This window comes from Acidimicrobiales bacterium (genome assembly GCA_035316325.1).
In the GTDB taxonomy this organism is placed as follows: Bacteria; Actinomycetota; Acidimicrobiia; order Acidimicrobiales; family VFJN01; genus DASXTK01.
In genome coordinates, this window is record DATHJB010000109.1 from 22,273 (window position 1) to 43,536 (window position 21,264).

General features: G+C 74.2%; 15 protein-coding genes. 9 read left to right on the forward strand and 6 right to left on the reverse strand.

Going from position 1 to position 21,264, the window contains the following annotated elements:
* Positions 1 to 7 precede the first annotated feature (7 nt).
* On the forward strand, positions 8 to 3,550 hold the full coding sequence (locus VK611_14775; protein ID HMG42597.1) for an AAA family ATPase: 3,543 nt from the start codon (positions 8 to 10) through the stop codon (positions 3,548 to 3,550).
* A gap of 28 nt (positions 3,551 to 3,578) precedes the next feature.
* Here VK611_14775 and VK611_14780 read toward each other — a convergent pair whose 3' ends face one another.
* Positions 3,579 to 4,316: a DUF899 domain-containing protein gene (locus VK611_14780; GenBank protein ID HMG42598.1), complete on the reverse strand. Its 738-nt coding sequence runs from the start codon at positions 4,314 to 4,316 to the stop codon at positions 3,579 to 3,581.
* A gap of 69 nt (positions 4,317 to 4,385) precedes the next feature.
* Positions 4,386 to 4,760, reverse strand: a complete 375-nt coding sequence (locus VK611_14785) for a VOC family protein (GenBank protein ID HMG42599.1) — start codon at positions 4,758 to 4,760, stop codon at positions 4,386 to 4,388.
* A gap of 107 nt (positions 4,761 to 4,867) precedes the next feature.
* Between VK611_14785 and VK611_14790 the strand changes: the two genes are divergently transcribed.
* The gene (locus tag VK611_14790; GenBank protein HMG42600.1) at positions 4,868 to 6,301 is read left to right on the forward strand and encodes an amidohydrolase family protein; all 1,434 of its coding nucleotides are present in this window, start codon (positions 4,868 to 4,870) and stop codon (positions 6,299 to 6,301) included.
* A 59-nt stretch (positions 6,302 to 6,360) separates the two neighbouring features.
* Here VK611_14790 and VK611_14795 read toward each other — a convergent pair whose 3' ends face one another.
* The gene (locus tag VK611_14795) at positions 6,361 to 7,371 is read right to left on the reverse strand and encodes an NADP-dependent oxidoreductase (protein ID HMG42601.1); all 1,011 of its coding nucleotides are present in this window, start codon (positions 7,369 to 7,371) and stop codon (positions 6,361 to 6,363) included.
* A 63-nt stretch (positions 7,372 to 7,434) separates the two neighbouring features.
* Here VK611_14795 and VK611_14800 point away from each other — a divergent pair, with 63 nt between their 5' ends.
* On the forward strand, positions 7,435 to 8,949 hold the full coding sequence (locus VK611_14800; GenBank protein HMG42602.1) for an AMP-binding protein: 1,515 nt from the start codon (positions 7,435 to 7,437) through the stop codon (positions 8,947 to 8,949).
* Here the strand turns inward: VK611_14800 and VK611_14805 are convergent.
* Complete coding sequence (locus VK611_14805; protein HMG42603.1) at positions 8,933 to 10,246, reverse strand: MFS transporter; 1,314 nt, start codon at positions 10,244 to 10,246, stop codon at positions 8,933 to 8,935. The genes VK611_14800 and VK611_14805 overlap by 17 nt on opposite strands.
* Positions 10,247 to 10,301: 55 nt before the next feature.
* Here VK611_14805 and VK611_14810 point away from each other — a divergent pair, with 55 nt between their 5' ends.
* Positions 10,302 to 10,943, forward strand: coding sequence for an RNA polymerase sigma factor (locus tag VK611_14810; protein ID HMG42604.1), 642 nt, complete (start codon positions 10,302 to 10,304; stop codon positions 10,941 to 10,943).
* Positions 10,940 to 11,203 (forward strand): zf-HC2 domain-containing protein, encoded by a 264-nt coding sequence (locus VK611_14815; GenBank protein HMG42605.1) that lies wholly within the window; start codon positions 10,940 to 10,942, stop codon positions 11,201 to 11,203. The genes VK611_14810 and VK611_14815 overlap by 4 nt, the downstream gene beginning before the upstream one ends.
* A 7-nt stretch (positions 11,204 to 11,210) precedes the next feature.
* Here VK611_14815 and VK611_14820 read toward each other — a convergent pair whose 3' ends face one another.
* Positions 11,211 to 12,134, reverse strand: coding sequence for a sulfite exporter TauE/SafE family protein (locus tag VK611_14820; GenBank protein ID HMG42606.1), 924 nt, complete (start codon positions 12,132 to 12,134; stop codon positions 11,211 to 11,213).
* A gap of 64 nt (positions 12,135 to 12,198) precedes the next feature.
* Here VK611_14820 and VK611_14825 point away from each other — a divergent pair, with 64 nt between their 5' ends.
* Entirely contained in the window at positions 12,199 to 13,473 is a 1,275-nt protein-coding gene (locus tag VK611_14825) for a DUF4032 domain-containing protein (protein HMG42607.1), read from the forward strand.
* A gap of 8 nt (positions 13,474 to 13,481) precedes the next feature.
* On the opposite strand, the gene VK611_14830 is transcribed toward VK611_14825, so the two are convergent.
* The gene (locus tag VK611_14830; GenBank protein ID HMG42608.1) at positions 13,482 to 14,615 is read right to left on the reverse strand and encodes a TIGR03364 family FAD-dependent oxidoreductase; all 1,134 of its coding nucleotides are present in this window, start codon (positions 14,613 to 14,615) and stop codon (positions 13,482 to 13,484) included.
* Between the two features lie 24 nt (positions 14,616 to 14,639).
* On the opposite strand from VK611_14830, the gene VK611_14835 reads away from it, so the two are divergent.
* The 3 genes from VK611_14835 to VK611_14845 form a co-directional block, all read left to right on the forward strand.
* Positions 14,640 to 15,266 (forward strand): phosphonatase-like hydrolase, encoded by a 627-nt coding sequence (locus VK611_14835; GenBank protein ID HMG42609.1) that lies wholly within the window; start codon positions 14,640 to 14,642, stop codon positions 15,264 to 15,266.
* A 28-nt stretch (positions 15,267 to 15,294) separates the two neighbouring features.
* Entirely contained in the window at positions 15,295 to 16,512 is a 1,218-nt protein-coding gene (locus VK611_14840; protein HMG42610.1) for a cytochrome P450, read from the forward strand.
* Between the two features lie 106 nt (positions 16,513 to 16,618).
* A partial coding sequence (locus VK611_14845) for a DUF6531 domain-containing protein (protein ID HMG42611.1) occupies positions 16,619 to 21,264 on the forward strand: 4,646 nt, incomplete at its 3' end.

The following is a 21,264-nucleotide window of genomic DNA, read 5'->3' on the forward strand; positions in this document are numbered from 1 at the left end:
GGGCGGGATGCGGACACCGAAGCTGCCGGACCACCTCGAGCTGCTGCTGACCGACGAGCCCGTGCTCGACGTCTACTCCTTCGGCCCGTGGCGGGTGCCCGACGGCCTGTACGAGGAGATCGGGGCGCGGGCCGAGGCCCTGAACCGCGACCCCCGCGCCTCCGAGCTCGACGGCGAGCTACCGACCTTCTACCGGGACGAGACAACCGCCACCGGCGCCGACCTCTGGTGCCTGCTCGAGTACCTGCTCGGCCCCTCGGCGCTGCGGGCCGGCCCCCGCCGCGACGTGCAGACCGAGACGATGGCGAGCTTCCTCGGCCCGCCGCTGTCGATGATGCACGACCTGGTCGTCTGGTCGGTGTGGGGTGGCGCCATGCGGCCACCGGGCGAGTGGCTGCCCCAGGCCGCCGGTGACGACCCGGAGCGGCGGCGACTGAGCCTCGAGCTCACCCGCGCCACGCTCGACGTGTTCGCCGACCTGGAGCCGGTGGCGGCACGCATCCGGGCGACGCGGGCTCTGTACGACCGCTGGGAGGCCGACCTCGGGGCCGGCGGGAGCACCACCGCGGCGCCCTGGTACGAACTGACGACGCTCTGCGCCGAGGCCGCCGACGACGACATCCTGGCCGTGCTGCCCGAGCTGCACGGGCCGGTCGGCTACCTGGAGTGGGCGTGCTCGGGGCTGGCCGCAGCGCACGCGCGGCTCCTCGACGCCACCGGCCACGGCGACCCCTTCCCGATGGCGCTCGCCAAGGTGCTGCTGCAGTGCGACCTGCGCCAGGTGCCCGGCGCGTTCGAGGTGGCCCTGACGCTGGAGGACTGCGAGACGACCCAGGTGCACGCATTCGAGCTCGGCGACGACTTCTCCCTGGACAAGTGGCGGGCCGGGCTCCGGGGCTGGCTGATGCACGGCATGGTGGTCGGCGAGGTGGACGCCTGCCGCGCCTGGCTCGACATGGCGACGCGGGTGAGCGGCGCGGCGCGGGGCCTGCCCGGGAACCCCGTGAGCCACGTGAGCTTCCTGCCGGTCGGCCTGTTCCAGCACGATCTGCGCCAGCTCTTCCGGCCCCGCAGCAGGATCGTCAACCCGCTGGCCACCAGCCTCGGGCAACGCCATCAGGACGACGACGTCGACGAGGAGCTCGACGACCGGCTCGTCGGGCAGCCGGAGCTGACGTCGGTCCTCCGGGAGGCCGGTGCCACCGCCTCGACCGCGCTCCGTCTGCTGATCGCCGGGCCCGAGGCCACCGGACGGCACACCGCCGTCGACCTGCTCACCCGGGCGCTGGCGAACCGCGGGCTGGCCAACGGCTCGCGCTGGCTGTCCGACCGGCTGTTCACCAACCTGAACAGCACCGACGCCGTGAGGGAGCTCCGCGCCACCGTCGTCGAATGCGTGCGGGGCGGGTACCTGCTGGTGGTCGACGGGCTCGACCGGCTGCTCGCCAACGACCGCTGCGGCACCGCGGTCGCCGAGGAGCTGCGGCACGCCCTGCGGCTCCACACCGACCTGTCGGCGGTGGCCGTGTGCCGGCCCGACGGCGACCTGCAGGTCTTCGAGGCGAGCCCGGCGCTGTTCGACCGCTTCACCGTCGCCCGCACCTACGACTTCACCGAGGACCACCTCTCCGAGCTGGTGCAGCGTGCGATCGCCCGCCGGGGCGCGCAGGTGACCGACGACGTGGCCGCGGCCGCGGGAGCGCTGCTGGCCGGCACCGCCGCGCACCGGAACCTCCGGGGCGTCCGGCTGGTCGACCACCTGGTCACGCTGGCCGTCACGGTCGCCGAGGCCCGGGACGCCCGTGACGCCACCGACGCCAGCGACGGCGCCTCCGTGCGGGTCACGCTGGCCGACCTGCCGACGCGCCTGTTCCCCGTGGGTGCGGCGGGCTCCGACCCCCACGCCGACCTGGACGACTGCGTCGGCATCGAGTCGGTCAAGACCGAGATCCGCCTGCTGGTGTCCGAGGCCAAGGCCGCGATGCTGCGGCGGGACGCCGGGATGGCCGCGTCGGGCGTCCCCCGCCACCTCGCCTTCACCGGTGAGTCGGGCACGGGCAAGACGATGGTCGCCCGCATCCTGGGCCGGATGCTCGCCGACCTCGGGCTGCTGTCGTCGGGCCACCTCGTGTCGGTCGACCGGTCCGACCTCGTGGGCGACGGGGGTGCCCGGGTGGGCCGCTGGCTCGAGCGGGCCGCCGGCGGCGTGCTGTGCATCGAGGACGCCCACGACCTCACTCCGATCGGCGACGACGCCTGGCGCAACCGGGCCGCGCTGGGCGCGCTGGTCGCCGGCCTGGAAGCCCAGCCCCGCGACCTGGTCGTGGTGGTCACCGGGCCGGAGGCGGGGGTCAACGGCCTGCTCCAGACCGACGCCGAGCTGTCCGGCCGCTTCACCAACAAGGTGCGGTTCCCCACCCTGGCCGACACCGAGGTCGTCGACCTGTTCGCGGCCCGGGCCGCCGGGGCCGGCTTCACGCTCCAGGACGGGGTGACCGACACCGTGCGGGCGCTGCTGCAGGCGCAGGTGGGGCGGACCGCAGGCCGGGCGTCGCTGGCGCTCGACCTGCTGGACCGCACGATCGCGGCCCAAGCGCGGAGGATCCTGGCCGACGGCGTGGTCGACGAGGACGAGTCGCTGCACGAGCTGCTCGTCGGCGACGTCCCCGAGGAGCTGACCGCGTCGAGCGCGGTCGAGCTGTCGAGCGACCCGCTGACCGAGATCGACCACCTGGTCGGCCTCGACACGGTGAAGCGGGAGATCCACCTGCTGGTCGCCGAGGCCAAGGCCGAGCGGCTGCGCCGCGACGCGGGCCTACCGGTCACCGCGCCCACCCGCCACCTGGTGTTCACCGGCAACCCCGGCACCGCCAAGACCACCGTGGCCCGACTGCTGGCGGCCGTCTACGCCAAGCTCGGGCTGCTGCGCTCGGGCCACCTGGTGGAGGTGTCGCCGTCGGACCTCATCGCCGAGTACCTCGGGCAGACCGCCCCGAAGGTGCGCGCCGCGGTGGGCCGGGCCCTGGGTGGGGTGCTGTTCGTGGACGAGGCGTACGCGCTCACGCCGCCGAAGAGCTACGACGACTACGGCGACGAGGCCGTGGCCGAGCTGCTCAAGCAGATGGAGGAGCACCGCGACGACCTGGTGGTGATCGTGGCCGGCTACTCGGGGCCGATGACGGCGTTCGTCGGCGCCAACCCCGGGCTGGAGTCGCGCTTCCCCAACACGGTCCGCTTCCCCGACTACAGCGACGACGAGTTGGTCGCCATCTTCGAGCTGATGGCGTCGGAGGCGGGCTACGAGCTGGGCGGCGGGGCCACCGACGTGGTGCGGGCGCTGCTGAAGGCCGCGCCGCGGGACGAGTCGTTCGGCAACGGGCGGGTGATGCGCAACGTGCTCGACCGGGCGATCGCCGTGCAGGCGCAGCGCATCACGGCCCTGGCTGCGCCCGGCGGCGACGACGTCCGCACGCTGCTGGCCGACGACGTCCGGGCCGTCGCCACCACCGACCAGCAGCCGGCTGACCTGTCCGTCGGCCAGTACCTCTGACGGTCACCTGCGGGGTCAGGGGCGGCGGCTACGTGGCGAAGTCGGGGCGGGCGGCGCGGGCCGACTCCGCGCGGCCCTTCGGCTCCTCCCACTCCTCCTGGCGGCCGAGCGGCGTGAGGTCGAGGAAGTAGTACGACCCGCCGGTCATCTCCAGGCCCCGCCCGTACTGCGAGTACGTGTGGAAGACCCGTCCGTCGACCGTCAGGAAGCAGCTGCGGCCGGGCGCCTCGAACGGCTGGTCACCGAAGGGCTGTCCCACCTCTTCCCATTCGGCAGCGGTGCGGTAGTTGTAGGTGCCCTGGCCCATCGACTCGTCGACGGTGACCCCGAAGTCGTAGTTGAAGTCGGTCCCGAACGACGAGTACCAGGGGATGTCCCAGCCCCGCTTGGCCTTCCAGCGCTCCAGCTTCTCCAGCGGCGCCCGCGACACCAGGGCGTAGCTGGTGTCCCGGGTGTGCAGGTGATCGAGGAACCCGGGCGACAGCTCGTCGGTGCCGGCGGTGCAGCTCATGCAGCCGTCCTCCCACGAGGGGTCGAACATGAAGTGGTAGAGGACGAGCTGCCGGCGGCCGTCGAACATGTCGGCCAGTCCCACCGGTCCGTCCGGGCCGGCGAACACGTAGTCCTTCTCGACCTCGACCATCGGCAGGTTGCGGCGCTCGACGCTGAGCGCGTCCCGGCGTCGGGTCAGCTCCTTCTCCTCGGTGAGCAGCTCGCGGCGCGCGGCCAACCACTCCTCACGGTAGGCGATCCTGGGAAGGCTCATGTCGTCTCTCTCCTGTTGGCCCAACGGAGGTACAGACTGCCCCGGGGCCCCGAACTCATCGCGTGCGGGTCAGGACCAGCCGGTGAAGCTCTTCGCCGCGATGCAGAACTCGTTGCCTTCGGGGTCGCGCAGCACGGTCCAGCGGTGGCCGGCTCCCGGCACCTCGTGCTCGCCGACGACGGTCGCGCCGAGCGCCACGAGCTCGTCGACAGCGAGGGGATCCGGTGTCGTCAGGTCGAGGTGGACGCGGTTCTTCGCCTGCTTCGACTCGGGCACCTTGTTGAAGTACCACGCCGGCTCCGCCCGGGCTCCGTCGGTGCCGCCGATCGAGGCCCACAGCTCGCTGCTCCCCTCGTCGAGCGGCCGACCGAGTGCGGCCGACCAGAAGCGCGCCACCGTCAGGACGTCGTCGCAGTCGAAGGCGATGTTGCCGAGTCTCAACACCCTGGCTCCTCCTCGCTCCGCTGCCACAATCGTCGCACGCAACCGCCCGGTGTCCCGGCATCATTGAGGGCGACGCGACGACGGCGGGCGCGAGGCGGAGGTGTGGCATGGACGATCCGGGGCTGCCGCTGAAACTGGGGCAACCGTGCTCGAACGGCGAGTGCGCGCCGGCGCCGCCGTCGGACGTGGTGGTCGAGGCGCTACGCCGGGCCCGCCGGCAGAGCGACGACAACGCCCGTCGCCTGGGCATGGACCGGCGCGACTTCCTCGTCTCCTCGATGGGGGCGGCCACGGCGCTGCTGGCGCTGGCGGCCTGCTCGTCGGACTCGGGCGGCGGCGACGGCGGCACCTACGACGTCCCCGAGGAGGCGACCGTCGACCCCGACGCCGCCCTCGAGGCCCTGGGCGACGACCGGCCGGTGATGGACGTCCAGACCCACCTCCTCGAGTACCCGGCCGGGCACGAGGGCGGCATCGGCGTGCTGTTCCCCTTCGGCGAGGAGTGCGGCGAGGCCGACCCGAACGACTGCTTCACCACCGAGCGCTGGATCGAGGAGCTGTTCGAGCGCAGCGACACCACCGTCGCCGTGCTCTCGGCCCTGTCCCCCCTGGGCGACCCCGACCCGCTGTCGGCGGAGGTGATGGCCCAGGCCCGCGACCGGGTCGACGAGCTGTGCGGCGACGGGCGGGTGCTGGTGCAGGGCCACGCCTGGCCCAACGTCGGCCCGCTGGAAGCCGCCCTGGAGGCGATGCGGGCCGAGGCCGAGCGCTACCCGATCGTCGCCTGGAAGACCTACACCCACATCGGCGGCGAGCGCGGCTACCGGCTGACCGACGACATCGGCGAGGCCCTGCTCACCGAGATCGAGACCACCGGACCGCCGATCCTGTGCGTGCACAAGGGGCTGGTCTCCGGTGCCGGCCCGCCGCTCGGCGACCCCGAGCTGGCGTCGCCCGCCGACGTCGGTGGGGCCGCCGCGGCGCACCCCGACGTGACGCTCGTCGTCTACCACTCGGGTGCCGAGATGGAGGTGGTCGAGGGGCCCTACGACCCCGAGGGCGGGGGCGTCGACCGGCTGGTGAGGTCGCTGGACGACGCCGGGATCGACGCCGGCGGCAACGTCTACGCCGAGCTGGGCTGGACGTGGCGGTCGAAGATGGGCGACGTCGACGAGGCCGCCCACCTGCTGGGCAAGCTGCTCCTGGCCGTGGGCGAGGACCGGCTGCTGTGGGGCACCGACTCCATCTGGGCCGGCTCGCCCCAGGACCAGATCCAGGCCTTCCGGTCGTTCCGGATCAGCGAGCGCTTCCAGGAGGAGTTCGGTTACCCGGCGCTCACCGACGAGGTGAAGCACAAGGTCCTGTGGCGCAACGCCGCCCGGCTCTACGGCGTCGACGTGTACCGGCAGCCGTGCAGCCCCGCCGAGGCCGAGGGCCTCCGCCGCGACCTGGGCCGACGCCGGGGCAACCGCACCTACGGCCCCCGCACGGCGTCGGCGGCCCGCCGCTGGTTCGCCGCCGACCACCCCTGGCTCCACTGACGAAATTGCGTGGCTGACGGCCGCTATAGGGCCGCCAGCCACGCAATTTCGCTTGGTTGTCAGAGCTCGATGACGATCTTGCCGGTGTTGCGGCCGGTGAACATGGCGTTGAGGGCGTCGACGGCGGTGTCGAGGCCCTGGAACACCTCGGTCCGGAACTTCAGGTCGCCTGCCTTCACCATGCCCTCGAGCACGGGCTGGATCTCCCCGAAGCGGCCCCAATGGTCGAGCGACAGGAAGCCCTGCATCGACGCCCGCCGCTGGATGAGGTTCAGGTAGTTGGCGGGCCCGGGCGGGCGGTGCTCGTCGTTGTAGGAGCTGATCGCCCCGCACAGCACCACCCGACCCTCGTTGGCGATGCGGGCCAGCGCCATGTCGAGCAGCGACCCGCCGACGTTGTCGAAGTACACGTCGATGCCCTTGGGGAAGTGCTCCTTGAGGCGGGCGGGGACGTCCGCGGTGCGGTAGTTGACGGCGGCGTCGAGGCCCAGGTCGTCGACCAGCCAGCGGCACTTGTCGTCGCTGCCGGTCAGTCCGACGACCACGGCGTCCTGGAGCTTGGCCAGCTGGGCGGCGATGCTGCCGGTGGCCCCGGCGGCGGCGCTCACCAGCACCCGGTCGCCGGCCTTCACCTGCCCGACCTCCAGCATCCCGACGTAGGCGGTCATGCCCGCGGAGCCGTAGACGGCCATGTGGGCCTCCTGATCGACGACGTCCGCCGGCCCGACGTTGGTGGCGAGGATGTCGTCGTTCAGCGCCACGTAGCGCTGCCAGCCCGTGAGCGCGGTGACGACGTCGTCCTCCCGGAAGTTCGGCGAGTCGGTGGCGACCACCCGCCCGATGCCGGAGCTGCGCACCACCTCGCCGATCTCGACGGCCGGGAAGTACCCCTCGCCCTCCTGCAGCCAGCTGCGCACGGTGGCGTCGATGCCGATCCGGTCGGTCTGCACCACGATCCCGCCCGGCGGCGGCTCGGGGAACGGGAGGTCCACGAGCTCGACGTCGTCGTGGCGCAGCAGCCCGACCGGTCGCCGCCGCAGCACGACGCCCTCGTTGCCCTTCTCGTCCATGACAGCTTTCTAGGCCACCGGACGAGATCGCGCTCGATCCGGTCGGCGGGCGAGACTGGCGGCGTGATCTCGTGGACCGAACATCTCCCGCCGGGCGTCGACCCCGGTGACGTGCGGCTGGGGGCCGGGTCGCTGGTGGCGGCCTGGCGGCGGCGCTGGGCCGACGACCCGGAGAAGGCCGTGCTGGTCGACCCGGCGGGCGGCACGTTGACCGCGGCGGCGCTGGACGAGCGCTCGGCGGTGGCGGCGGCGCGGCTCTCGGCCGCCGGGGTGGGGCCGGGCGACCGGGTGGTGCTCTCCGCGGGAGCGTCGTTCGACCACGTCGTCGCCTACGTCGGCGTGCTGCGGCTGGGGGCGGTGGCGCTGCCGCTCAACGGCGCCTACCGGGAGCCCGAGGTGGCCCACGTGGTGGGCGATGCGCAGGTGGCGGCGGCGGTGACCGACGTCGAGGAGCGGGGCCGGTGGATCACCGCGGCGGTACCGGGGGCGGTCGTCACGCCGCCCGACCTGAGCGGACTGCCCCCGGCGTCAGGGGCGACGCCCGGGACGCTCGACGCCGCCACCGGCGGCGATCCCGCGCTGCTGGCCTACACGTCGGGCACCACCGGGGCGCCCAAGGGGGCGCTGCTGAGCCACGCCAACCTGCTGGCCTCGGCGGAGGCCGTGGCCCTGGCCTGGCGCTGGAGCCCGGACGACCGCCTGGTCCTGGCGCTGCCGCTGTTCCACATGCACGGCCTCGGTGTCGGCCTCCACGGGACGCTCACCACCGGCGCCACCGCCGTGCTGCACGACCGCTTCGACCCCGGCGCCGTCCTCGACTCGATCCAGGACGGCGCCAGCATGTTCTTCGGCGTGCCCACCATGTGGCACCGCCTCGCCGCCCACCCTGGCGCCGACGCCCTCGCTCGGCTGCGCCTCGGCGTGTCCGGCTCGGCGCCCCTGCCGCCCGACCTCCACGCCGCCGTCGCCGACCTGGCCGGGCGCGCTCCCCTCGAGCGCTACGGCATGACCGAGACGGCGATGCTCGTCTCCAACCCCTACGACGGCGACCGGCGGGCCGGGTCGGTCGGCTTCCCGCTGCCGGGCGTCGAGGTGCGGCTCGCCGAGGCGAACGGGGAGATCGAGGTGCGCGGCCCCAACGTGTTCGCCGGCTACTGGCGGCGGCCCGACGCCACGGCCGAGTCGTTCAACGACGGCTGGTTCCGCACCGGTGACCTGGGCGAGGTCGACCCGGACGGCTACCTGCGCATCGTCGGTCGGGCCAAGGAGCTCATCATCAGCGGCGGGTTCAACGTGTACCCGCGGGAGGTGGAGGAGGTGCTGCGGGCGCACCCGGCCGTCGACGACGCCGCCGTGGTGGGCGCCCCGGACCCCGAGTGGGGCGAGCGGGTGTGCGCCTTCGTCGTGCTCGCCGACGGCAACGGCGACGGCGACGACCTGACCGACGCGGCCCTCGTCGCCTGGTGCGACGAACGGCTCGCGTCCTACAAGCGCCCCCGCCGCTGGGAGCGGATCGACGAGGTGCCCCGCAACGCCCTCGGCAAGGTCGTCCGCCACGTGCTCACCGAACGGCTGTAGCGGGGGCAGCCGCCCATCCGGCGCACGCCAGCGGTCGGTCGGCGTGGACGCCGGACGCGCCCTGCACCGACAGCGACAGCCGCACCAGCAGAACACCGGCCACGGCCGTCGCCGCGACGATCATCCAGCCCGCCGCGTAGACACCCACCTGCTTGCTCACGTACCCGAAGAGCAGGGCGAACGGCAGGAAGGCGATCCAGCTGAACATGCCGACCCCGGACGCCACACCGGAGCGGATGGCCGACGGCACCGCGTCGTGCAGGCGGGCGGTCAGCAGGATGCCGAGCATCAGCGCGAGCACCGCCAGCACCAGCTGGGCCGCGGTCACCACGACCGCGTCGCGCACGGTCGCCATCACCACGCTGCTGCCGAGCATCGCCGCCACCACGGCCCCCATCCCCCGGGGATCGCCGAGGCGCAGCCGCCCCGCCAGCAGCCCGGCCAGGCCGAACGACGACATCAGGCCGGCCCACTGGGGGCCGAAGAGCACCGCCGGCGCCGCCAGCGCCACCAGCCACAGCGGCCCGAACTCGAACACCACGTTCACCAGCAGCGACGTCAGCACCATCACCCCGACGAGCGGCAGCAGGCAGCCCCGCTGCGTCACGGCCCGGTAGGTGGTGGCGACGTGGGTGCGCAGCGACGTGCGCTCCGCGGCCTCGTGCAGGTGGGGCTCCCGGAACGCCAGCAGCGCCACGGCGGACGCCACCAGGAACGGCACGGTGAGGAAGTAGGTGAGCCGCGGGCTGGTGACCGCCGCCAGCCACCCGCCCAGCAGGGCGCTGCTGACCAGGCCGGCGCTCTCGATCATCCGGATCCGGCCGATGCGCCGCTCGAAGGCGTCGCCGCTACCGGTCTCCTCCAGCACGGTGTCGTAGACGACGGCGTCGACCGTGCCGGACTGCAGCGCGAAGTACGCGCCCAGGAACATGGCGCCCACGGTGTAGGTGGTCACGCTGTGGCTGAGCCCGCCGATCGTCGCGCTGGCCAGCAGGGCGAGGATCCCCAGCAGCAGGACACCGCGGCGGCTCCAGCGGTCGGCGAGGATGCCCGAGGGGACCTCGATCAGCGGCACGACCGCGGCGTAGGCCGCCGCCATGACCCCCACGCTGGCCGGGTCGAAGCCGATCTCGTTCATGAACAGCTTCTCGACCGGCACCCACAGGCCGACGCTCTGGAGCAGCACCGCGGCGTGCAGCGGGAGGAGGCGGCGCACCAGGCGGCTCGTGGCCGACGGAGCGGGCGGGATCGGGGTCGCCGGGCTGACGGTCGGGGCGAGGGCCGTGGTGGTGCTCATGTGGGAACAGTCCCGGCGAGGGCCCGAGCGTTACAGCTGCGATGATGACCGGGAGATGGAGGACGACTTCCTCGACGACGACGTCCTGGTCGCAGCCCTGCGCCGGGGAGACGAGACGGCCTTCGGCTGGCTGCTCGACCGCTACGACCGGTCGCTGCGGCGGCTGGCGGGCTCGTTCGTCGCGTCGTCGGCGACCGCCGACGAGGTGGTGCAGGAGACGTGGCTCGCCGTCATCGAGGGCATCGACCGCTTCGAGGGACGGTCGGCGCTCAAGACGTGGATCTGCCGGATCCTCATGAACAAGGCCCGCACCCGGGGCGCCCGGGACAGCCGCTCGGTCCCGTTCGCCGCGGTCGGCGACGACGGCCTCGGCCCCACGTTCCCGCCCGAGCGCTTCGCCCCCGCCGACCATCCGCAGTGGCCGGGGCACTGGGTCGACCCGCCGCCGCCGTGGGACGAGCTGCCGCCGGCGCGGCTGGAGGCGCAGGAGACGCTGGCGCAGGTGTGGGCGGCGATCGCCGAGCTGCCGCAACCGCACCGCAGCGTGATCACGCTGCGCGACGTCGAGGGCTGGTCGTCGGCCGAGGTGTGCGCCGTCCTCGACCTCACCCCCGCCAACCAGCGGGTCGTTCTGCACCGGGCGCGGGCGAAGGTGCGGTCGGCCCTGGAGAGCTACCTCACGGAGGTGTCCGTATGAGTGCCCCGACTCCCGACGACCTGCCGTGCCAGCAGTTCGTGGAGCTCGTGACCGACTACCTCGACGACGCGCTCCCCGACGGGCAACGGGAGCAGATCGACGAGCACCTCGGCTACTGCGACGGCTGCACCACGGTGCTGGCCCAGTGGCGCGAGGTCGTCCGCCTCACCGGCCGCCTGGCCGAATCCGAGGTCGACGAGGTCGAGCCCCACACCCGCGACCAGCTGATGGCCACGTTCCGCCGCCACCACGGCAGCTGATCGGAGCTCAGCCGCCGGGGAGCAGGGCGGGGCGGGCGTCCTCCTGGACCGGCCCACCGCGGAGCGACACGCGGGCGGCGACGGCCACCAGCGTCGCGACCGCCGCGTAGGCCGCCCACCGGGACAGACCGAGGTCGGCGGCGCCGGCCAGGTCACGGGTGCTGGTGAGCAGCAGCAGCCCGCCGGCGCCGACTCCGAGCCAGCGGGGTGCCAGGTGTCGCACCACCCACGCCGCCACGGGTGCCGCCGTCACACCGCCGAGCAGCATCGCCACCAGGATCCCGAGGTCGACACCGGCGCCGTTCAGCGAGGCGATCAGCGTGCCGGACGCCGTGAGGGCGACGGCCACCTCCGCGGTGTTGACCGAGCCGATCGCCACGCGCGGCTCCAGGCCGGGCCGCCCCAGCAGCACCGGCGTCACCACCGGGCCCCAGGCGCCGACCAGTCCGTTGGTCACGCCGCCGAGAAACGCCGCCACCAGGATCCCCGGGTGGTAGACGTCGTCCGGCACCGACGGCCCCGACGGCCCCGCCGGTCGCGACGACACCGCCGGTCCCCCGGTCGCCGGGGGGCGGCTGAAGCGCAGGAGCATGCGGAGGCCCACCAGCAGCAGCAGGCCGGCGAGGTAGGGCCGGAGGGCGCCACCGTCGACGTTGGCGAGCACGGTCACACCGACCAGGGCACCGAGGCTGCCCGGCACGGCCAGCCGCACCACCAGGCCGCGGTCGACGTTGCCGAAGCGGTAGTGGGCCATGCCCCCGGCCAGGCCACTCGCCACCTTGGCCACGTTCACGGTGGTCGACACCGCCGCGGGCGCCAGGCCGGCGCCGAGGAGGAGCGTCGACGAGGTCGGGCCGAAGCCCATGCCCAGCGCCCCGTCGACGAGCGACGCCACCAGGCCCGCGACCGTGACGAGGATCAGCAGCCCCATGAGCCACCATTCCTACCGGAACAGTGGGCAATGGCCAAACCCCGAGCGCCGGTAGCGTGCGGACGTGGCGAGATCGCCGGGGCCACGGTCGTTCCACCTGGTGGCCCGTGCCGGCTACCCCGACTTCCTGGACTTCCCGTGGGAGCGGCCTCTGGCCGAGTGGGACGACCCACGGATCGTCGACTACACGGCCGGCGTGTCGCGCCACGTCGTGCGCTTCGTCGCCGAGGGCGGGCACGCCTACGCCCTCAAGGAGACGACGCTCCCCCTGGCGCAGCGGGAGTACTCGCTGCTCAAGGAGCTGCTCGACGAGAACCTGCCGGTGGTGAAGCCGGTGGGCGTGGTCAGCGAGCGGCCGGCGGCTCCAGGCGACGACGACCTCGGCGCGGTCCTCATCACCAAGCACCTCGAGTACTCGCTCCCCTACCGCACCCTGTTCGCCGGCCGCGGCATCGCCGACGTGCGCAGCCGGCTCATCGACGCCCTGGCCCTGCTGCTCGTCCGGCTCCACCTGGCCGGGTTCTTCTGGGGCGACTGCTCGCTGTCGAACGTCCTGTTCCGCCGCGACGCCGGCTGCCTGTTCGCCTACCTGGTCGACGCCGAGACCGGTGAGCGGCACGCCCGCCTGTCCGACGGCCAGCGCAACCACGACCTCGTGATCGCCACCGAGAACCTGGCCGGCGAGCTGCTCGACCTGTGCGAGGCCAGCCGCCTGCCGTCCGACGTCGACCCGCTCGAGACCGCCGACGAGCTGGCCCGCAGCTACGAGTCGCTGTGGAGGGAGCTGCGCCGTCCCGAGGTGATCGGGCCGGCCGCCCCCGACGAACGGCACCGCATCGCCGCCCGCATCCGCCGGCTGAACGAGCTCGGCTTCGACGTCGAGGAGCTCGAGCTGGTGCGCCAGGCCGACGGCGACGAGCTGCACATGGTGGCGAGCGTGCTGGAGGAGGGCCACCACTCCCGCCGGCTGGCCGCCCTCACCGGCATCAAGGCCCAGGAGAACCAGGCCCGGCGGCTGCTCAACGACCTGGCCGAATACCGGGCCTGCCTGCAGCACGAGGAGGGCCGGGAGGTGCCGGACGCCATCGCCGCCTACCGCTGGCTCGCCGAGGTCTACGAGCCGACGCTGGCCCGGGTGCCCGACGACCTCCAGGACCGGCTCCCGGCGCCCGAGCTGTTCCACGAGATCCTGGAGCACCGCTGGTACCTGGGCGAGGAGCGCCAGGGCGACGTCGACCTGGCCGAGGCCGCCGACGACTACATCGATGCCGAGCTGCGCAACCGCTCCGCCGAGTACCCGGCCCTCGTCCTCCCGCCCGACGCCCCTGCTGACGGCTGAGGCCCGGGTCAGGCGCCGGCGAGCAGGTCGTCGAGCACCTCGACGGCCAGGCCGAAGGCGACGGTCATGCCGATGCCGGACGTGACCGACACCACCCGCGCCCCGGGGCCGGGCGTGGCGACGAGCAGGTCGTCGGGGGCCGTGGCGTAGGTGCCGCGCCAGCGCTGGCGGACCACCAGGCGGTCGACGCCGAGGAGGCGGGCCGTCTCGGCGAGGAGGATCTCGTCGAGGCTGTCGTCGCTGAACGGGTCGACGGTGCGGGTGTGGTGGTGGGTGTCGCCGATGGTGAGGTCGCCGCCGGGGAGCTGGGTGAACATGAGGTTCACGTCGGCGGCGAGGACGTCGGGGCGCTCGACCGCGATCCGGGCCCACAGCGCCGGCAGCGACGGGCACGCCGCGAACCCGCCGTAGCGCAGCAGCGACGTGCCGCTGAGCACGGCCGGGTCGACCCGGTACCCGGGGCCACTGGGGGCGGCGACCCGCAGCATGTGCAGCACACAGCGCTCGACCTCGGCTTCCCGGGCGATGTCGGGGAACAGGCGGTCGACGTCGTGGCCCACGCAGACGACGGCCCGGTCGGCCTCGATCGTCCCCCGGCTCGTGCGCACGGAGCCCTCCTCCAGGCCCGTGAGCGATGTCTCCCAGAGGAGATCGACGCCGGGCTGGTCGGCCAGCCACGCGGCCAGCGCCCCGACGGCCCGGCGCTGGTCGACGCGCAGGTCCTGCGGCAGGTAGGCGCCGCCGACCACGTCGCCCCCGACCAGGGGGACGCGCCGGCGCAGCTCGGCCACGCCCAGCAGCTCGGCCTCCCCTGCCCGCCCGGTGGTGAACTCCTCCAGCACGTCGAGCTCCTCCGACGACCGGGCGACCACGACCGCACCCGACTCCGCCACTCCCACACCCGCCCGCGTCCCGACGTCGATCCAGCGCTCGCGGGAGGCCCGGGCCAGGTCGAGGTTGTGGCCGGCCTGGGCGGTGATGCAGGCGTGGCCGAAGTTGCGGACCGACGCCCCGACGGCCCGGTCGTCACGCTCGACCACGGTCACCGTCAGGCCCCGGCGCTGGGCCTCGACGGCGTGCGCCAGCCCGACGATCCCGGCCCCGACCACCACGAGATCACTGCGTCCGTACGGGTCGTCCACGACGCCGAGGCTACGGTCCCGGTGGTGATCGACCTGGTCGCACTCGACATGGCCGGCACCACCGTCGAGGAGCACGGCGCCGTCTACGAGGTGCTCCGTGAGGTGGTCGGCGTGGCGGACGTCGGGGCCTGGATGGGTGCCGACAAGCGGGAGGCCATCGCCGCCCTGGCCGGTCCGGGCGCGGACGTCGACGGGCTCTACCGTCGGTTCGTCACCCGCCTGGCCGAGCGCTACCGGCAGCGGCCCCCGGAGCCCATCCCCGGCGTGGTCGAGGCGCTGGCGACGCTGCGGGACCGGGGCGTCCGCGTCGCGCTCACCACCGGGTTCGGGCGCGACGTCGCCGAACCGCTGCTGGCGTCGCTGGGCTGGGATGTCGGCACGACGGTCGACGCCGTGGTGTGCGCCGACGAGGTCGCCGCCGGCCGGCCCGCCCCCTACCTGGTGTTCCGGGCCATGGAGCGCGCCGGGGCCCGGCGGGTCGACCGGGTGCTGGTGGCCGGCGACACCACCGCCGACCTGGAGGCGGGCACCAACGCGGGCGCCGGCGTCGTCGTCGGCGTGGGGACGGGCGGCTGCACCCTCGACCAGCTCGCCCACGCTCCGCACACGCACCTGTTGCCCAGCGTGACGGGCATCGTCGACCTGGTCTGAACGGGGCTACCGCCCGTACCCTCAGGGCGTGCGAGCGCTCGAAGAGGCCCCGTTCCTCGACGTCTTCTCGCCCGAGTTCACCGAGAACCCCGCCCCGGTCGTCGACGAACTGCGCTCGTCGACGGCCCTCGTGCGGACGCCGATCGGCGTGCTGGTGATCCGGCGTGACGTCGTCCAGGCGCTGCTGACGGACCGTCGCCTGCGCAGCGCCGTCCCCGACATCGTGCGCATGCAGGGCGTCAGCGACGGCCTCATCCACCAGCTCGTCGGCGACTCGCTGCTCGCCCAGGAGGGCGATGGGCACGCCCGGCTCCGCACCCTGGTCAACCGGGCCTTCACGCCGCGGGCCGTCGAGCCGCACCGCCCGGTCATGCGCGAGATCCTCCAGGGCCTGCTGGCGCCCCTCTACGAGCGGGGACGCTGCGAGCTGATGGCCGAAGTCGCCGACCACTACCCCATCCAGGTGATGTGCGCGCTGCTCGGCGTCCCCGACGAGGACCACGAGGACTTCGCCCGCTGGAACACGGCCCTCACCTGGGTGCTGTCGTTCGAGCTGGGAGCCCACCTGGAGGAGGCGCTGTGGGGCGCCTCGCAGATGGACGCCTACGTCGCCCGCCTGATCGCCGAGCGGCGCCGCGAGCCCCGCGACGACCTCGTCACCACCCTCGCCCAGGCCGAGGAATCCGGCGACCGGCTGTCCGACGGCGAGCTGCGGTCGCTGATCGCCGGCCTCCTGTTCGCCGGGTTCGACACCACCCGCAACCAGCTCGGCCTGGCGATGGCGCTGTTCGCCGAGCGACCCGACCAGTGGGCGCTGCTGGTCGATCGGCCCGACCTGGTGCCGCAGGCGGTCGACGAGGTGATGCGGGTGAGCGGTGCCGTCGGGCTCGCCCCGCGCCTCACCGTCGAGGACGTCGAGATCGCCGACCACCTCGTGCCCGCCGGCACCCTGGTCTCCCTGTCGCTGGCCGCCGCCAACTACGACCCGTCCGTGTTCGTCGACCCGCGGGACTTCGACATCACCGTCGTGCGGGCCCCGCACCACACCTTCGGCGGCGGCCCCCACTACTGCCTCGGCGCCAACCTGGCCCGGGCCGAGATGCAGGAGGCGTTGCTGCAGCTCACGGCCCTGATGCCCACGTTCTCGCTCGACGGCGAGCCCACCTGGCGCACCCCGATGGGCATCTTCGGCCCCCAGACGCTCCCCCTCCGCTTCACCCCGGGCACCGCCGCGCTGTCGGCCTGACGGGCACCGTTCGGGCCCGTCCTGGGGCTGCGGCGGCGCGATCCCTGTCGGTGGGGCCGGTGGTACTTTGCGGAGGGACAGGCCACAGGGAGGCGGAGGTAGACCCGTGACCGAGCTCGGGGCCATCCATGAGGACGTGCGGTGCGACCAGGTGGCCGCGGCCGATCTGGCCGCCGAGCTCCGGTCGTCCGCCTCCGTGCTCGAGGGCCAGGTCACCGAGCGGGGCAACCTGCGCGCCACGGCCCGCACCTACTGGCAGGGCCGCTACGGCGACGAGTTCGACGACCGCCAGACCACCTGCACCGGCGACGCCACCCGCGTGGCCGCGTCGCTCCGGACCGCCGCCGACAACCTCGACGAGCTGGCCCGTCAGGCCCAGGCCGAGCAGGACCGTCGGGTCCAGGCCCGCGAGTGGGAGGCGTCGCAGGACAACGGCGGCGGCATCGGCGGCTTCGTCAGCGACGTGGGCGACAGCATCCACGACACGTTCATGGGCGAGGACGACGTCCCGCCGCCCGGTCCGCCCATCGAACCGCCGAGCATCCCGGTGGAGGACCCGGGCGTCGTCACCCGCAACGTGGGCGCGGGTGGACCGGCGGCCTCGTACGGCACCAGGGGCGTGTCGTCGGCCCGGCCCGACGACCTCGACACCTGGGCGTCGGCGAGCCGGGGCCACGACACCACCGTGTCGCCCCACACGACGTCGCTCGACACCCTCCACGGCGACTTCACGTCGACCCTCGGCTGGGGGCACTTCGACGCGTCGTCGCTGATCAGCGCCATCGGCACGTGGGTGCAGTGGAACGAGACCGACGCCCAGTGGGCCACCACCATCGCCCAGGCGTTCCGCGACGCCGGCAGCGGCACGGTGTCCGACGCCGTCATCGACGCCCGCCTCGACGCCGCCGGGCTCGACGGCCCCCGCCAGTCGGTCACCTACGACAACCCCAGCGCCTGGGGCCAGCCGCCCACCAGCGGCTACTCCGACGACCCGGTCAACACGGCCAACGGCAACTTCGTGGAGGCCGAGGTCGATCTCGACGCCGGCGGGCTGTGCCGGTTGCTCCAGTTCACCCGCAGCTACAACAGCCGGTCCGACCGGGTGGGGGCGTTCGGGCCGGGCTGGTCGTCGTGGACGTCGGTCCGGCTGCGGGCCGAGCCCGACGGCGCCCACTGGGTCGGGCCGGACGGCCAGGAGGTGGTGATCCCCCGCGTGCCGGGCGGCACCAACGGGTCGGCCTACCGGCGGGTGGCGGCGGTGCCGGGGCTGGTGGCGCAGGCGGACGACGGCGGGCTGGTGCTGGAGGGCATCGGCGGGGGCAGCCGCCTGGTGTTCGACGCGGCGGGGCGGCCGGTGGTGGCCGACGACGGGCCGGGCACCGAGGTGCGCTTCGTCCACGACGGCGACCGGCTGGTGGAGCTGCGGCACCGGGGCGGTCGGTCGGTACGGCTGGAGTGGTCGGATGACCGGGTCGTGGCGGTCCGCGGCTCCGACGGCCGGGCGGTCACCTACTCCTACGACGACGCCGGTCGCCTGGTCGAGGCCGCCGGCGGGCCCCGGGGCCTCCGCCACTACCAGCTCGACCGCGACCGCGACGGTGGCCGCATCGTCGCCGTGGTCGATGCCGACGGCGTGATGGAGGTCTACAACCGCTACGACGACGACGGCCGGGTGATCGAGCAGCTGTCGCCGTTCGGTCGCCGCTCGCGGTACCGGTACCTGGGCGGCCGGGTGACGGTCGTCGACGATGACGCCGGCGGCCCGGCCAACAGCTACGTGCACGACGACCAGGGGCGGCTCGTCGCTGCCATCGACGGGCACGGCAACGAGCTGACCAAGGAGTACGACGAGTGGGGCAACCCGGTGCGGGTCACCGAGCGCGACGGGTCGACGACCCTGCAGCGCTGGGACGACCGCGCCCGCCTCGTCCGCCGGCAGGCACCCGACGGGTCGTGGTTCACCTTCGACCACGACGAGCTGGGGCGGGTGGTGCGGGTCTCGGCCTCGACGGGCGCCGCGACGTCGTACCGCTACGAGGGCGTCGAGCGGGCGCCGGTCGAGATCGTCGACCCCGAGGGCGCCGTCACCCGGCTGGAGGTGCGCGACGGCCTGGTCCACCGGGTGGTCAACGCCGACGGCGTCGAGGTGCGCTTCGGCTTCGACGCCGACGGCGAGCTGACGTCGCTCACCGACGGGCTCGGCAACACCGCGACGGTGGAGCGTGACGCCGCCGGGCGGGTGACCGCCACCGTGTCGCCGATGGGCCGGCGCACGTCGCTGGCCTACGACGACGCCGGCCGCCTCGTCGCCCGCACCGACGGCGACGGCGCCGTGTGGCGCTACGAGTGGAGCGCCGCCGGTCGCCCCCTCGCCGTCGTCGACCCCACGGGTGCCCGCCGCGAGCAGCGCTTCGGCGCCCACGGCGAGGCGGAGGAGGTGGTCGACGAGCTCGGCTACGCCACCACCCGCCGGTTCGACAGCCTGGGCAACCTCGTCGGCGTCGTGCTGCCCGACGGCGCCAAGTGGGAGCTCGACTACGACCGCCTCGGCCGCCTCACTGGGACGAGCGACCCGGCCGGAGCGACGTGGCTGCGGGAGTACGACGTCACCGGCCACCTCGTCGGCACGGTCGACCCCAGCGGCACCCGGCGCAGCTCCACCCTCGACGATGCGGGGCGCCTCACCCGCATCCACGACGGGCTGACCGCCGTCGACTTCGACCACGACCCGTTGGGGCGGGCGGTCACCAACCGGCGGCCCGACGGCACGTCGACCCAGGCGACCTACGACCTCTGCGGCCGCGTCACCTCGGTGACCGACCCCGAGGGTGGGGTGACCCGCTACGCGTACACGCCGGGCGGGCGGCTCGACGCGGTCACGTCGCCGCTGGGGCACGTCACCCGCTACTCGTGGGACCGGGCGGGGCGCCGGGTCGCGGTCATGGACCCGGGTGGTCGGCGGTGGTCGCGGCGGCTCGACGGCGAGGGGCGGGTCACGCAGGTGGTCGCCCCCACGGGTGAGGCGGTGCGCTTCCGCTACGACGCCGGGGGCCGGTTGGCGGCCCGGGTGTCGCCGGCCGACGGCACCACCCGCTACGAGTACGACCTCGCCGGCCGCCTGGTGGCGGTCACGTCGCCGACCGGGGGTGTGACCCGCTACGGCTGGGACGCCCGGGGGCAGATGGTGTCGGCGGTCGACCCCAACGGCGGTGTGACCCGCTACGAGCGTGACGAGCGGGGGTTCCTGCGGGCGGTCGTCGACCCGCTGGGCGGCCGGGTGGAGCACCGCCACGACCCGGTCGGGCGGCTGGTGGAGAGCCGGGACCAGCTCGGGCGCAGCACGCAGTGGGCGTACGACCCGGCCGGGCGGCTCGTCCAGCGCGTGCTGCCGACGGGTGAGCAGGTGCGCTGGTGGTACGACGGGTCGGGGCGGGTGCGGGCGATCGGGGGTGGCGCTGCGGACCGGGGCGGCGACGAGCGGGTGCGGTTCGAGCGCGACCTGCTGGGTAGGCCGGTGGTCGTCGACGAGGTGGGCTACCGGCACGAGCTGGAGTGGTCCGCGGCGGGGCGCCTCGTCGGCCGGCGGCGCAACGGCGTCGGTCTCACCTGGCGCTACGACGCCGACGGCCGGCGGGTCGCCGTCGGCCACCCCGACGGCACCGAGACCACCTTCGGCCACGACGCCAACGGTCGGGTCGTGGGCGCCGCCCACCCGGCGGTCGGCACGGTGGCGTTCGAGCACGACGACGCCGGACGGCTGGTACGGCGCAGCTCGGGTCGGGGCAGCGAGCAGTGGACGTACCGCGACGGGATGCTGGCGGCCCACACCGTGTCCGGGGGCTCGGGGGGCTCCGGTGACGGTGGGCGCTCCGTCACCGGGCTGGAGCGCGACGCCGCCGGTCGGGTCGCCGCCGCCACCACGGACGGCGGGGATCGGACGACCTACGGCTACGACCCGGCGGGGCAGCTCGTCGGCGTGGCGGGCGGCCGGGGTTCGTGGACGTTCTCGTACGACGCCGCCGGTCGCCTCGCCGGCGAGACCGGGCCGGACGGCGCCGTCGGCTACACCTACGACGCCGCCCACCAGTTGCGGGAGCGCCGGCTGGGCGACGCGCCGACCCGCTACGACTACGACCGGGCGGGCCGCCGGGTGTCGTCCACCGGGCCCGGGCCGGACGGCACCGTGCGCGACGTCCGCTGGGACTGGCACGGCGAACTGGCCGGCGTGGGCGACACCGACGTGCGGGTCGACGCCCTGGGCGACCTGGCCGAGGTCGACGGCATGCCGCTGCTGTGGGACCCGACCGAGGCCGTGCCCCAGCTGCGCTGGATCGACGGGACCGCCGTGGTGGGCGACTCGGAGCCGTGGGCGACCGTGGGGCGTGACGGCGCCGTCGACTGGCTGGCGCACGACTGGCAGGGCTCGGTCGGCCCGGCCGCCGACCCGTGGGGCGCTCCCGTCGACCCCAGCCAGGCCCGCCTCGGCTACCGGGGCGAGCTGGAGGTCGACGGGCTGCTGTGGCTGCGCAACCGGGCCTACGACCCGTCGACCCGCTCGTTCCTGTCCACCGACCCGCTGGCCGCCACGCCCGGCCACCCGTTCGCCGCCAACCCATACCACTACGCCGGCAACGACCCCGTCGGCGCCACCGACCCCCTCGGCCTCCACCCGATGTCCGAGGCCGACCTCGCCGCCTACCGCGAAGCCGCCGCCGACAACGGCCTCTTCGACCACGTCGCCAACGCCTGGGA

Excerpts from the sequence above, each read along its gene's own strand:
- VK611_14780 (HMG42598.1), bottom strand. The coding sequence starts at position 4,316 with ATGAGCCTTCCCAGGATCGCCTACCGTGAGGAGTGGTTGGCCGCGCGC.
- VK611_14815 (HMG42605.1), top strand. The coding sequence starts at position 10,940 with ATGAGTGCCCCGACTCCCGACGACCTGCCGTGCCAGCAGTTCGTGGAG.
- VK611_14775 (HMG42597.1), top strand. The coding sequence starts at position 8 with ATGCGGACACCGAAGCTGCCGGACCACCTCGAGCTGCTGCTGACCGAC.
- VK611_14805 (HMG42603.1), bottom strand. The coding sequence starts at position 10,246 with ATGAGCACCACCACGGCCCTCGCCCCGACCGTCAGCCCGGCGACCCCG.
- VK611_14795 (HMG42601.1), bottom strand. The coding sequence starts at position 7,371 with ATGGACGAGAAGGGCAACGAGGGCGTCGTGCTGCGGCGGCGACCGGTC.
- VK611_14820 (HMG42606.1), bottom strand. The coding sequence starts at position 12,134 with ATGGGGCTGCTGATCCTCGTCACGGTCGCGGGCCTGGTGGCGTCGCTC.
- VK611_14810 (HMG42604.1), top strand. The coding sequence starts at position 10,302 with ATGGAGGACGACTTCCTCGACGACGACGTCCTGGTCGCAGCCCTGCGC.
- VK611_14790 (HMG42600.1), top strand. The coding sequence starts at position 4,868 with ATGGACGATCCGGGGCTGCCGCTGAAACTGGGGCAACCGTGCTCGAAC.